Annotated in this window: 12 protein-coding genes; 7 read left to right on the top strand and 5 right to left on the bottom strand. The window is 46.0% G+C overall.

Going from position 1 to position 13,377, the window contains the following annotated elements; genetic code table 11:
• Positions 1 to 111: 111 nt before the first annotated feature.
• Complete coding sequence (gene aceB, locus FIU99_RS03325; protein ID WP_006959765.1) at positions 112 to 1,758, bottom strand: malate synthase A; 1,647 nt, start codon at positions 1,756 to 1,758, stop codon at positions 112 to 114.
• A gap of 641 nt (positions 1,759 to 2,399) precedes the next feature.
• Positions 2,400 to 3,305 (bottom strand): hydrogen peroxide-inducible genes activator, encoded by a 906-nt coding sequence (locus tag FIU99_RS03320; RefSeq protein WP_029235947.1) that lies wholly within the window; start codon positions 3,303 to 3,305, stop codon positions 2,400 to 2,402.
• 198 nt (positions 3,306 to 3,503) lie between these two features.
• Here FIU99_RS03320 and FIU99_RS03315 point away from each other — a divergent pair, with 198 nt between their 5' ends.
• Entirely contained in the window at positions 3,504 to 4,112 is a 609-nt protein-coding gene (locus FIU99_RS03315; RefSeq protein ID WP_019274128.1) for a peroxiredoxin, read from the top strand.
• Positions 4,113 to 4,459: 347 nt separating this feature from the next.
• Entirely contained in the window at positions 4,460 to 5,491 is a 1,032-nt protein-coding gene (gene dapD / locus FIU99_RS03310; protein WP_006959768.1) for a 2,3,4,5-tetrahydropyridine-2,6-dicarboxylate N-succinyltransferase, read from the top strand.
• 100 nt (positions 5,492 to 5,591) lie between these two features.
• On the opposite strand, the gene FIU99_RS03305 is transcribed toward dapD, so the two are convergent.
• Complete coding sequence (locus tag FIU99_RS03305) at positions 5,592 to 6,776, bottom strand: NnrS family protein (protein ID WP_152472015.1); 1,185 nt, start codon at positions 6,774 to 6,776, stop codon at positions 5,592 to 5,594.
• A 227-nt stretch (positions 6,777 to 7,003) separates the two neighbouring features.
• Here FIU99_RS03305 and FIU99_RS03300 point away from each other — a divergent pair, with 227 nt between their 5' ends.
• On the top strand, positions 7,004 to 7,306 hold the full coding sequence (locus tag FIU99_RS03300) for a PTS fructose transporter subunit IIB (RefSeq protein ID WP_006959770.1): 303 nt from the start codon (positions 7,004 to 7,006) through the stop codon (positions 7,304 to 7,306).
• Positions 7,303 to 8,079, top strand: a complete 777-nt coding sequence (locus FIU99_RS03295; RefSeq protein WP_006959771.1) for a PTS sugar transporter subunit IIA — start codon at positions 7,303 to 7,305, stop codon at positions 8,077 to 8,079. Before FIU99_RS03300 ends, FIU99_RS03295 begins: the two co-directional genes overlap by 4 nt.
• Here FIU99_RS03295 and FIU99_RS03290 read toward each other — a convergent pair.
• Positions 8,076 to 8,918 (bottom strand): helix-turn-helix transcriptional regulator, encoded by an 843-nt coding sequence (locus FIU99_RS03290; protein ID WP_019274123.1) that lies wholly within the window; start codon positions 8,916 to 8,918, stop codon positions 8,076 to 8,078. The genes FIU99_RS03295 and FIU99_RS03290 overlap by 4 nt on opposite strands.
• A 341-nt stretch (positions 8,919 to 9,259) precedes the next feature.
• Between FIU99_RS03290 and FIU99_RS03285 the strand changes: the two genes are divergently transcribed.
• Together FIU99_RS03285 and FIU99_RS03280 are read left to right on the top strand one after the other, a co-directional pair.
• Positions 9,260 to 11,155, top strand: coding sequence for a fructose-specific PTS transporter subunit EIIC (locus FIU99_RS03285; protein ID WP_152472014.1), 1,896 nt, complete (start codon positions 9,260 to 9,262; stop codon positions 11,153 to 11,155).
• A 122-nt stretch (positions 11,156 to 11,277) separates the two neighbouring features.
• Positions 11,278 to 11,832 (top strand): gamma-glutamylcyclotransferase family protein, encoded by a 555-nt coding sequence (locus FIU99_RS03280; RefSeq protein WP_152472013.1) that lies wholly within the window; start codon positions 11,278 to 11,280, stop codon positions 11,830 to 11,832.
• Between the two features lie 45 nt (positions 11,833 to 11,877).
• Here FIU99_RS03280 and FIU99_RS03275 read toward each other — a convergent pair whose 3' ends face one another.
• On the bottom strand, positions 11,878 to 12,210 hold the full coding sequence (locus FIU99_RS03275; protein ID WP_152472012.1) for a tRNA-binding protein: 333 nt from the start codon (positions 12,208 to 12,210) through the stop codon (positions 11,878 to 11,880).
• Positions 12,211 to 12,374: 164 nt separating this feature from the next.
• Here FIU99_RS03275 and FIU99_RS03270 point away from each other — a divergent pair, with 164 nt between their 5' ends.
• Complete coding sequence (locus FIU99_RS03270; protein ID WP_152472011.1) at positions 12,375 to 13,373, top strand: substrate-binding domain-containing protein; 999 nt, start codon at positions 12,375 to 12,377, stop codon at positions 13,371 to 13,373.
• The last annotated feature ends 4 nt before the right edge of the window (positions 13,374 to 13,377 follow it).

Below are 13,377 nucleotides of genomic sequence, written 5' to 3'. Positions count from 1 at the left end.
TGATGTGCGCTGCTATTTATTGACAATACGGGCGCTGTTTTTATTTTTTCTCTGGCGGTACATCCATCTCCGCCTCGGAATGTTCACGTTACTGATGTTGTTATTGATTCATTAGTCCAAGTAGTCATAACCTGGAATGGTTAAAAAGTTCGTTAGTTCGTCGCTGGTGGTCAATCTGGCCATCAGTTCAGCCGCTTCTTCAAAACGACCCGCCTGATAACGTTCATCTCCAACTTCAGTTTTCACGACGTCAATTTCTTCACTGAGGTACTGCTCAAACAAGGCTTTGGTTACCACCTGGCCATTGTCGAGCGCTTTTCCATGCTGAATCCATTGCCAGATCGACGCTCGGGAAATTTCTGCCGTTGCGGCGTCTTCCATCAAGCCGTAGATAGGGACACAGCCATTGCCAGAGATCCAAGCTTCAATGTATTGGAGTGCCACTCGAATGTTGTGGCGCATGCCCTGCTCTGTTCGTTCACCCTGACAAGGCGCGAGCAGATCATCGGCAGTAATCGGCGCGTCATCCGAACGAGAAACATCAAGTTGATTGGTTCTCTCGCCTAGCACGCTGCCAAACACTTCCATTGCAGTATTGGCCAATCCAGGGTGAGCTACCCAAGTACCGTCATGGCCGTTATTTGCTTCCAGTGATTTATCGTTTTGAATTTTGTCGAGAACCTTTTGATTCTCCTGTGGATCTTTTGCTGGAATGAATGCTGCCATTCCTCCCATTGCAAATGCACCACGACGATGACAGGTACGGATAAGTAAACGCGAATAGGCATTTAGGAACGGCTTATCCATGGTCACAACCTGACGGTCCGGAAGGACACGATCTGGGTGCTTTTTCAGTGTTTTGATGTAGCTAAAGATGTAATCCCAGCGACCGCAGTTAAGACCAACAATATGTTCTTTAAGCGAAAATAGGATTTCATCCATTTCAAACACGGCTGGCAGTGTCTCAATCAGCACGGTGGCTTTGATAGTACCTGTGTCTAGACCAAAGTAATCCTCAGTAAAATGGAACACTTTGCTCCACCACTGAGCTTCTTTATGCGATTGCAGTTTTGGTAGGTAGAAATAAGGGCCACTGCCCTTTTTCATTAGCGCTTTGTAGTTATTGTAAAAATAAAGCGCAAAGTCGAATAAAGCTCCCGGAATGATCTCACCATTAAACGTCACATGTTTTTCTTTTAGGTGTAAACCACGTACTCGGCATATCAAAACCGCTGGATCATCCTTCAACTCATATTGCTTACCATTAACCGGATTGGTGTAGCTGATCTCACCATCTACTGCGTCACGCAGGTTGATTTGACCATCTAACACCTTACCCCAAGCGGGGGACATCGAGTCTTCAAAGTCCGCCATGAACACTTTCACGTTTGCATTCAGCGCATTAATCACCATTTTACGGTCAGTAGGACCAGTGATTTCTACGCGGCGGTCTTGCAGATCTTGAGGGATCCCGAGAATTTTCCAGCTACCTTCTCTGATATCTTGTGTATCTTCGAGAAAGTCTGGCAGTTCCCCAGCATCGATACGTGCTTGCTTTTCTTCACGTTGAGCAAGCAGTGTATCGGTCTGGCTGGCAAACTGAGCACACAGAAGAGATAAAAAGGTTTGGGCTTCAACAGGGAAAATCGCCTGATGTTCTGGTGAAAGGGTACCAGTCACTTCAAGCATGCCTTCTTGGTGTAAGGTTTCTTGGGCTTCGGCTGTTGTTTTTTCTCTATCTGGTGTGTTGGCAAGCATATTCTCTTCCTTTAACGCTCCGATACAACGATGACTGTTATGGGTTGTATCAGTGGTTGCTCTAATTTTCGAAGAGTTACATTTGTAACTATAAAACAACAATCAAACATCCTAATTGATCACTGCTTTCTTCGTTTATTTTGTCTTGTGAGCTCTACCTTGGCTAACTTGGTTTGCCTTTTCAATCTAGACATAAGTCTTACAGAGCCTTCATTTAAACTACACCAACATGCAGTAGAGCAAAAGTCCTAAAGTAGCCTATCGACTAAATTCAAAGTTTTATTCCGCTGCCCATAAGTTGTTGATTTTGATCACCAAAATGTAACTAGTTACGTAATTTAATTACAGTGAAATTAGAGCTGTAAAACCGTTTCAAACACGCGTTTAACTTACGAGTAAATCAGGCATCGCTTTATCAGACAGGGGATTTCGTGGCTATTACGGAGGCGGGTCAAACAGAGTGTTTTTAGTGAGCTGTAAAATTGACACTGTGAAATTTCACAATTTAATGAAAGCTTCATCAAGATTTCTTTGTAAAATTTTACAAGTTAAAGTTCACCAACAGAATAAAATGCTAAAAAGCACACTAAAACTAGTGTGCTTTTGGAAGGTATCATCGAGATTTGGTCTAATACTTATCGCTAAAGCAGCTCTGACACGACTTGTGCCAGTTGATTAAAAGTATTCACTCTTGAAGAACTAGGGCGCCAAACTAGCCCAATATGGCGATGTGCTTGCTGCCCAGGAGCATCAACAACCACTAAGTTCTGGTTATCAATCAACCCGTGATCGATTGCCATCTGGGGGATAAAGGTGGTTCCTAACCCATTGGCAACCATCTGAACCAAGGTATGTAAACTGGTTGCCGAGAATGGGTTAATCTTCTCTTTCTTAGTCAGCTGGCAGGCAGAAACGGCATGTTCTGTTAGGCAGTGTTCTTTTTCCAGTAAGAACACAAACTCATCAGGTAAGTCATCGTACTTAATCGGGGTCTGAATCGCGTCGGCCTGATTACGGCTGATGATCATCCGAAATGGATCATTACCGACGATTTTGCTTTCCATGCCGTCTATATCAACTGGCAAAGCTAAGATAAGTACATCTAATTCACCGTGGCGCAGCGCCGCCAGTAAATTGGTTGTGGTGTCTTCTCTTAGCAGTAAATTCAGTAAAGGGAAGCGCTGGTTCACTTCCTGCACCAAATCACAGAGTAAAAAAGGCGCAATGGTTGGAATACAGCCAACACGCAATTGCCCTTCCATTTCATCTCCCTGACAAAGACGACCAAGTTCCACCAGATCTTGCCCTTTTGCCAGAAGTTCACGCCCTTGTTGGACAACTTGTTCCCCCGCCAGTGTAAACACTAACGGGCTTTTCTTATCTTTCTTCTCATAAAGAGGACAACCAATCAGCTCCTCGAGGTTTTGAATACCTTTACTGAGCGTTGACTGACTCACGAAGCACCGTTCCGCCGCCTCACTAAAGTGGCGTGTTTCGTGAAGGGTTATCAAATAATGTAATTGCTTGAGGCTAGGCCACTTATTCATAATTCTATATGTAACTACTGCTCATCCAGTGATCAAGATAATGGTTTAGCATTATCGCTTTTTTCGATTAACTCAATCTATTTATTTCGCTTTTTTCCATACTACAATCTGTACTATAGTTTGTCGCGTACAAACACGGACCAAACCAAAAACGAATCAATTGGTTTGGAACTAACCATATATTTTAGGAGCAAAAAAATGGTACTAGTAGGTCGTCAAGCCCCAGATTTTACTGCTGCAGCTGTTCTAGGTAACGGTGAGATCGTTGATAACTTCAACTTTGCAGAGTTCACTAAAGGTAAGAAAGCGGTTGTTTTCTTCTACCCACTAGATTTCACTTTCGTTTGCCCATCTGAGCTAATCGCTTTCGACAACCGTCTAGCTGATTTCCAAGCTAAAGGTGTTGAAGTAATCGGTGTTTCTATCGATTCTCAGTTCTCTCACAACGCATGGCGTAACACTGCTATCGAAGATGGCGGTATCGGTCAAGTTAAGTACCCACTAGTTGCTGACGTTAAGCACGAAATCTGTAAAGCATACGACGTTGAGCACCCAGAAGCAGGCGTTGCTTTCCGTGGTTCTTTCCTAATCGACGAAGAAGGCGTTGTACGTCACCAAGTTGTCAACGACCTACCACTAGGCCGTAACATCGACGAAATGCTACGCATGGTTGACGCTCTAAACTTCCACCAGAAGAACGGTGAAGTATGTCCTGCACAGTGGGAAGAAGGTAAAGCAGGTATGGACGCATCTCCAAAAGGTGTTGCAGCGTTCCTATCTGAGCACGCAGAAGACCTAAGCAAGTAATTTTGCTTTCGCACCCAAGCTCAACGGGTGTCTTGGTTGGACAATATAAAGCTAAAAAGCAAACGCCAATCAGTTAAAAGTAAAGTCTTATTTAAAGAGCCCGAAACTCAGTTTCGGGCTCTTTTTATTTTGCTTTCACACTCAATAACCATTATCGCTCTCACAACTTACCTATATAGATAAAAAGACAAGATATCGCTAAAGAGACAAAACGTATCGACCTACAGACTTTATCTGTTTCTGCTCTTTAAAGTCGAAAAAGCTCTCTTTATGATGAACTCAACTGATTTGGAGGAAGAGTTCAAGTTCACTCTTCCTGACTGACGATTACTACACGGAGATTCAACATGGCTTACTTTTCTCTAGCCTTCGGTACGGCAACCAAAAACCGCGATGGAAAAATCATTGAAGCATTTTTCCCGAACCCAGTTCTTAACCCGTCTGACACACTGGTAGACTCAGTCGCAAAAGTAGCAGGTTACGAGCAAGGCAACCAAGCAATCGAAATCTCTGCGGCACAAAGTGCAGAACTTGCTAGCGCATTCGAAGCAAACGGTGATGCTGTAAACGCCTCATTCGCAGCTAAAGCAGCGGAGTCTTCACAACCGCTAGTACTTGTTGTTCTTGCAGCAGATGAGAAGCCAGCTTCTGTTGCTGAAGGCTTCCTGAAGCTTCAGCTTATCTCTAACCGCCTAGTTCAACCTCATGGTACTGTGCTTGACGGTATCTTTGGTCTACTGCACAACATTGCGTGGACCAACGAAGGCCCTATCGATCTGCCAGAACTGGCTGATCGCCAAATTGAAGCACGCCTAGCAGGCCGCAACCTATCTGTCGATTGTGTCGACAAATTCCCTAAAATGGTTGATTACGTGGTACCTGCTGGTGTGCGTATCGCTGATACTTCACGCGTTCGCCTTGGCGCTCACGTTGGTGAAGGCACAACCGTTATGCATGAAGGTTTCATCAACTTTAACGCGGGTACAACGGGTGTGAGCATGGTTGAAGGCCGTATCTCTGCTGGCGTTGTGGTTGGTAACGGCTCTGATATCGGTGGCGGTGCTTCAATCATGGGTACACTGTCTGGTGGTGGTTCAGTTGTCGTTTCTATCGGTGAAAGTTCACTGCTAGGCGCAAACGCAGGCCTTGGTTTCCCACTGGGCGATCGTTGTACTGTTGAGTCTGGTCTGTATGTCACTGCGGGTGCTAAAGTTCGTATGCTGGATTCAGAAGGCAACGAAGTGGAAGTGGTGAAAGCACGCGACCTAGCTGGCGTGTCTGACTTGCTGTTCCGTCGCAATTCAGTGACTGGTCAGATTGAATGTCTGGCGAACAAAACTGCAGTAGAGCTGAACTCTGAGCTACACAGCAATAACTAAGCTGGTAGCCGAATAGAAAAAGGGTTGATGTGTATGCATCAACCCTTTTTCTTTTTCTGCTAAGTGAATCGATCTGCGCGCGAAGGCAGCCGTTACCTACTTAACCTGGATGACCGTCAACTCTCGCTTTTAGCAACATAGGGCCGAACTTAATCACATACAGAGTAAACGCCAGCACCCACAACAACCCGCTGATATCGATCATCAACATCATTTGGGCTGGCCACAGAACCACACCAACACTACGAACTAACGCAGCAGCCGTCAGCATAGCGAACGCTAACGCCATATTTGGGCCCTGATAAATTGCTCGCCCAGTATGCCCCATGGTTACACGAGCGATCATCGCCAGAATCAAGCCGCCGAGCGCTCCAATCGCAAACAAATGTAACATATTGTGGCCCGCAAATGGGTTATCGAGTAACCCTCTTAATAATAGGCTGACCGGAATACACAAGTAAGCTAAGTGCAGCGCCCACACTAACGGCTCTTTGACGGTGCGCCACGGCTGCCACCTCATCACACGAACTAAATGTGCTATACCGGAAATGACCATAAGAGAAGGCCCGAGCTGAGCAAAAGTGACAGGGAAAAAGCTCAGAATAAATAAACTGATCAGCGGGAGGTTTGCCGTCCATTCTAGCCAAGTCATCGGCTGTGGTTTCTCAAAATTAAATCGCCGTGCAGTGAAGAATGGAATCACTCGCCCACCCATTACCGACAGTAAAATCGTAAACCACCACAACATTGCCTGCCAGACCGCTGAAGAAGGAAACGGCGGCATCCCCTTAATGGTCGCGTAGCTAGCAAAGTTCGCCGCAATCGCCAAAACAAATAAAGGTACAAAGAACAGATTTTTCCACCCTTTGGCTTTGATCACTCGACGGCCAACTTCATACGCGGCAAAAGCGATAAACAGAGCCTCAATCGATGAAATCAACCACAAAGGTGCAGGTGTCCAAAACAGCACACGCGGAAGTAGCCACAAGCCAACCAGTAGCGCCAATCTATAATGCTTGGTGCCATTGATTCCCGTCCAGTTTTGAACTGCGGTCAAAACGAACCCCACCACAATCGCCATCGAGAAACCAAACAACATCTCATGCACATGCCACCACAAAGCAGGTACCCTTAACGCCGCAGGCTGGCCGTTTTGAAACATCCATACCCACAAGGCGACAGCAATAACAGCATAAACGGCGCCAAGTAAAAAGAAGGGCCGGAACCCCAGACGTAAAATCGGCGGAATGGCTTCTTCGACTTTTTTGTCAGTAATATTGAGCACAATGGTCACTCCAAATATTGAATCTAACTATCTAAAAGCAATATTCATTCCAGTGTTAAATCAACCGTAATTCAATATGTTAAGAAAAATTTGTGTCTTTATGACCCCATAAAATCAGGTCATAAAGACACGAGAGAGTAATAAAAATACAAGTTTTGAAGATCTGAATCATTGACCCAAGTCGTCAGAAGTTGACAATAACCCACCTGGACATTGTGAGGTTTTAGATGAAAATTGTTGCTGTAACCGCCTGCCCTACCGGTATTGCTCATACCTACATGGCTGCCGATGCATTGAGTAAAGCTGCACCTAAAAAAGGCTTGCAGATCAAGGTCGAAACTCAGGGTGCAATGGGGATTGAAAACCCTCTCTCCGCTCAAGATATCATGCGCGCAGATTTGGTTCTGATTGCTTCAGATATAGAAATAGAACAGCGGGCGCGCTTCACGGGTTGTAAAATCCATGTTGTTACCATTGAAGAAGTGCTGACCAATGTTGATGCCGTGCTCGACAGGTGCAAATCACTGTGATTGAGCGTCGCATTACGTTCGTTCTCCCTGAGGATGGATTTGCCAGTTGGAAAATCAATCGCCTCAAGGCCTTGAGCGGGATGTTTCGCTCGGTGGTCGTGTTACTTAACGTCACCAAGTGGGAAAGAGCCAATATCGAGCACCCTTTGCAGATCATGTCGTTGGGCAGTCAGGAGTTCGATTTATGTCAGATACACATTGAAGGCTCCGATGCAGAGTTGGCCTGCATGGTGTTTACCAATTTCATCAGCGATCAGTTCACCTTGGTCAATACTGCGCATAAGAGTAACCAATTAACCAATATTGCGCTGCTCAGCAATCTGCCCACTTTTCATCTCGATTTTCCACTTAGCTACTTACACCACCACAGTGATGTTGACACTAAGTCAGCGGCATTCAGCATCGCAACAAAATGTATTACCAGCTCAAACCCTGCTTTGATATGCGAACAGTTTGCTCAGCGAGAGCAAACCTCTTCAACCGCTATTGGGCATGGTATCGCCCTTCCTCACATCATGAGTGAAGCGATTGATATCCCAAGTGTCAGCATTGTGTCGCTGACAGAAGAATTAGACTGGAACTCTCCAGCTCAGGGTGGCGTCAGTATGATCATTGCTATCGCTTTACCACATAACGCTTCACGTGATGTCTTGCTAGCCTTTACGCGCCTGACTCGCTCATTGCTGGATCCAGACTATTGCCAATTGCTGCGTACCAGCCACGAACCACAAGCGTTAAAAGCTCTTTTTACCCATAAGCTGGCACAAGCCTAACTCGCCCGATATTCGCTCGGCGTCATACCCACTTTGTTCTTAAACACTCGAAAAAAATAGTTGGCATCTGCGTAGCCACAACGGTTCGCCACTTCCTGTAGGCGGAAGTCATAGCGCTTGAGCATAAACTTAGCACGGTCAATTCGAACCCAGGTGATGTAGTCGGCCAGTGTCATATGCCCTTGTTGGCGAAACAAGCGCGACAAGTGATTGGGGGAAATGTTAAACCGCGAAGCAATCGACGTCCGGGTAATCGCCCGATGAAAATTCTCTTGAATATAGATACAAATCCCTTGGTAAAGATCTTCACTGTGGCTTTTCGAACTGCCATCAGGCTTTTGTAGCATTGACTGGCAGTAGCTGAGCAGAGCCACCAGCAAATGTTCATCCATCGGAGCTTTTTGAGGTTCCTGAGCTAGTGCGTTCAATGCCTGCAAAATATGATCAACCGCGTGCCCAGTTCGGGTCGGTACAGAATATTTCTGGATGTCATAGAAACCGCTTTCCCCCGCACGCTTGCTCACCAAGCTAAAACCTAACTGGCGCCGGCCAAACAGCAAACTCAGTACCGAGCATTCGTTTTCCCAGTTCGGTTTATTCCAACAGTTAGGAGGTATATAGAGTGCATCTCCACTCAATACGCTAATGTCCGCAATCCCTTGTTCAGGATCTTCAAGTTGATTGAGGTACTCGCCACTTAAAACGAGCTCAAGCCGCGGAAAGTTCACCTGATAGCTAAAAGCCGGGGGCGTGAGTTTGTCTGCAGCAAACCAGATACGACTAAAATGCTCCCGTTCATGAATAACATTATCGAGTAACTCATGGAATATATGACTCATAGTCCCTCTCAAACAATCACTTTTCGTGACTTCCATCAACAAAAAAGCAGTAAAGATTGAGGTTACTATACTCTAGTTTTTACGATTTGTATTTTTCCTTTCAAAGATAGAAACACTCAATAAAAACAATTAAATTCATGATATTTAAAGATTAATACCAAACAAAATAAACTAATTACACTTAAATCAATAATTGAGTTCGATCACACTCCAAATCCATAGTTACAATAATCCAGTAAATGCATTTCTGGTACACTAAAAATCCTTGACTTAATCCCCCACAATTACCCTCAGATAAAAAACAAGTTCCGCATAGATCGGAACCAATCGGGGTAAACGAGATGATCACAGACTTAATCAATCAAGAGTTGATTTGCTTAGATCTCCAAGCAACAACCAAGCAAGAAGTATTCGAAGAACTGATCGAACTGCTGAGCAACAACCACCGCATCAGCGACAAAACACAATTCCTCAATGACATTCAGGCTCGAGAAGAGATTGGCAACACAGGCTTTGAAGATGGCGTCGCGCTGCCTCATGCCAAAAGTGCCGCGGTTTCCCAACCTGCTGTCGCGATTGGTATTAGCCGCCAAGGGATAGAATACGGCGCAGAAGACGGTCAGCCGAGTAAACTATTTTTTATGATTGCCTCGCCTGATGGTGGTGCCGATCATCATATCGAGGTGCTGGCCGAACTCTCTTCCAAACTGATCGAAGAAGGTTTTATTGAACATTTTATGCAGGCTAGTTCTGCTGAAGAAGCGTTAGAATTACTGCTCGCCAAACCACAAGTTCTGCAAGATAACCCAGAAGCCGATCAAGGCTTTTTAATCGGTGTTACCGGCTGCCCAGCAGGCGTTGCGCACACTTACCTAGCCGCCGAAGCCTTAGAAAAAGGCGCCGCTGAACTTGGCTATCAAATCAAGGTCGAAACCAATGGCTCTATCGGGGTCAAAAACACGCCGAGTTCAGAAGAGATAGCTATGGCTGATGCTATCATTGTCGCCTGTGACAAACAGGTTGATATGAATCGCTTCGCGGGAAAAAAGGTCATCACGGCAGGCGTCAAAGCCCCTATCAGCGATGCTAAGGGTTTGATAGAAAAAGCGCTACAAGCACCACTCTATACAGCGAGTGAAGAAAGCCAAACGACTGAAACAGCCTCTTCGAATGCACGTAGCGATTTATACCGCTACCTGATGAACGGCGTTTCACACATGATTCCATTTGTGGTTACAGGTGGCCTACTGATCGCTCTCGCGCTGGCCATTGGTGGCGAGCCGACGTCAGCGGGAATGGCAATTCCTGAAGGCAGCATGTGGCAAAAAGTACTGGATGTCGGCGTGGTGTCGTTTACCTTGATGATCCCTATCTTGGCGGGATACATCGCCTATGCGATTGCAGACCGTCCAGGGCTCGCACCAGGATTAATCGGTGGCTGGATTGCCAACAATGGTTCTTTCTATGGTGCAGAAGCTGGCACAGGCTTTATCGGCGCCATCGTTGCAGGCTTACTGGTTGGCTATTTTGTCAAATGGCTGACGAGCATCAACTACCATAAATTTATTCAGCCATTGGTGCCTATTATGATTGCACCAATCCTAGGCTCTTTGTTTATCTCCAGCCTGTTCATCTTCGTCATTGGTGCACCCATTGCAAGCTTGATGGACGGCCTGAATGCGATGTTAGTCAGCATGAGTACTGGCAGTGTGATTCTGCTGGGTATTGTCTTAGGTGGTATGGCTGGTTTTGATATGGGTGGGCCGTTCAACAAAGTCGCGTTCTTGTTCTCCGTGGGTATGATCGCCAGTGGTCAGACACAATTTATGGGTGCCATGGCATGTGCGATTCCTGTAGCGCCTCTTGGTATGGGCCTAGCCACTTTCCTTGGTCGTAAATTCAATCTCTTTGAAGAATCAGAAATCGAAGCCGGTAAAGCGGCTGGTGCCATGGGCTTAGTCGGTATCTCAGAGGGCGCAATTCCATTTGCCGCGCAAGACCCAATGTCTGTGATTCCTGCTAACGTGCTTGGCTCTATGGTCGCGGCCGTAATGGCATTCTCATTTGGTATCACCAACAGCGTCGCGCACGGTGGCCCAGTCGTCGCATTACTTGGCGCAATGAACCTACCACTGATGGCACTCGTTTGTATGGCGGCAGGTACAGTCGTGACCGCCCTAACCTGTATTTCACTTAAGAAGATGCGTAAAGCGAAAGCACAGCTAGCAACCGCTTAATCATTTAAGCACCTTAAGCGCCATCCCCCTATTTTGCGCGCTATTCAGACCCCGTTTTTACGGGGTCTTTTCTTTTGTGGTAAAAACCTTTAGGTTGTTTGTTGAACACAGAGGGAAAATACATGGCAATTTACATCTTTGGCTACGGCAGTTTAATGAACTCCGCATCGAGACAACTGACAGGAAAAACAGCGCAAGCTCTGCCTGCCATTGCTCATGGCTTCAAACGCTACTGGGGTAAAGTGGATGACAGTTATATCCTTTCGCCACTAGTCGTAAATAAAGGCGAAGGCTTAGTCAATGGAGTACTACTTGAAATCAGCGAAGATGAGCTGAGTGAATTTGATGTTCGCGAGCGAGGCTACCATCGAGTGGAAGTGCCCCATTCACAGCTTGAGTGCGATAACCCGTTTCGTGCCAATGATCAGGTCTGGGTGTATATCAAAGACAACCCAGAACCACCATGTAACCTGAGTCCTATCATGCAAACCTATGTCGATACCGTATTGGCAGGCTGTCTGGAAATTTCCGAGCAGTTTGCCAAACAATTTATTGAGCACACCATCGGCTGGCACTTCCCAAGAGAAGATGACCGACATGCGCCTAAGTATGGCAACCTTGCTGGTGTAGAAGAACACCATTATCCGGTGATTGATAAACTAATAAAGGGAGCGTAATGCTCCCTTCAGTATGAAGTTTTGAACAAGATATAGAGCCCACTTCTAAACAACACGCGTCCCCACCGGCATTGTTCGTTCGGGAGTCAGCAAAACACTTTCTGACTCATCATCGGTTTCAGCACATAGCAACATACACTCAGAGGTTTCGCCACGCATCTTAGCTTTGGCTAGGTTACATAGCACCACCACTTCTTTGCCCATCAACTCTTGTTCCGTGTAATAAGGCACTAAGCTTGTGACGGTCTGTAGTCGCCTTTCCCCAACATCAATTTGAACAATGTACAGTTTGTCGGCGTTTTGATGACGGGCAACTTCAATGATCTTGCCTGTTCGCATCTCCAGTTTTGAAAAGTCAGTGTAAGCGATCGTATCCATGATAAAACTCCAAGTAAATTTTACTAAAAGATAACGTTTACATTAACACTTAACTCTTACATAACAAGTGGTAAAGATCGCATTTATCGCAGTAAAAAGTGTCTCAAATTGCTTCATTTTCACAAACAGTGTTTAATGTTCAGGTTCAACTTATGAGGTAAAGCATGGCAACGATAAAGGATGTGGCAAAAGAAGCGGGAGTCTCTATCGCAACGGTTTCACGCGTTATTAATAAATCCCCTAAAGCCAGCCAGTCATCCGTTGACTCAGTCACCAAAGCGATGGATAAGCTTGGTTATCGCCCCAACGCAGCAGCGCGTTCACTGGTCAGTCAAAGTACCAATACCATGGGTGTGCTGGTTAGTGATGTTTCCGATCCGTTTTTCGGAACTTTAGTCAAAGCTGTTGACACGGTTGCTCATGAGCACGGTAAACATATCTTGATTGGCAACGGTTATCACGATGCTGAGCAAGAGCGAAAAGCGATCGAACTTCTGATCAACAACCGCTGTGATGCCCTCGTCATCCATGCTAAAGGTCTCTCCGATGAAGAGCTGATTAGCTACGCCAAAGAAGTCAAAGGTATGGTCATCATCAATCGTCATATTCCTCAATTGGCGGAACGTTGTATCTCGCTCGATAACCATAAAGGAGCTTACCTAGCAACGGAGTACCTGATTCGTCACGGTCATACCAAGATTGCCTGTGTCGCTTCTAACCACGGGATTGAAGATTCACAACAACGGGTTGAGGGCTATCTTGCAGCACTGCGAGATCATAATATTGAGTTGCCGAGTAGCTATATTGAATACGGTGAGCCGAATAACGATGGTGGTGAGATTGCAATGACCAATCTGCTAACCAAATCGTTAGAGATCACTGGCGTTGTCGCTTACAACGACTACATGGCCGCTGGCGCTTTGTCCGTTCTGGATGAAAATGGGATTCAGGTACCACAGCAGGTATCGATGATGGGTTTTGATGATGGGCTGATCGCTCGCTACGTCCACCCTCGCCTGAGTACCGTACGCTACCCAATTCAAATGATGGCAGATAAGGCCGCACGCCTTGCGTTGTCGTATGCTCGTCAAGAGCCTGTCGAAAATGACACCATTATCTTCTCGCCAACGGTGGTACGACGAAATTCCGTTGAGCGGCTATAGCAAT

Source organism: Vibrio sp. THAF64 (assembly GCF_009363455.1).
Taxonomy (GTDB): domain Bacteria; phylum Pseudomonadota; class Gammaproteobacteria; order Enterobacterales; family Vibrionaceae; genus Vibrio; species Vibrio coralliilyticus.
Note: the sequence above shows the minus strand (reverse complement) of the source record. Positions and strands in the feature narration are given on the sequence as shown.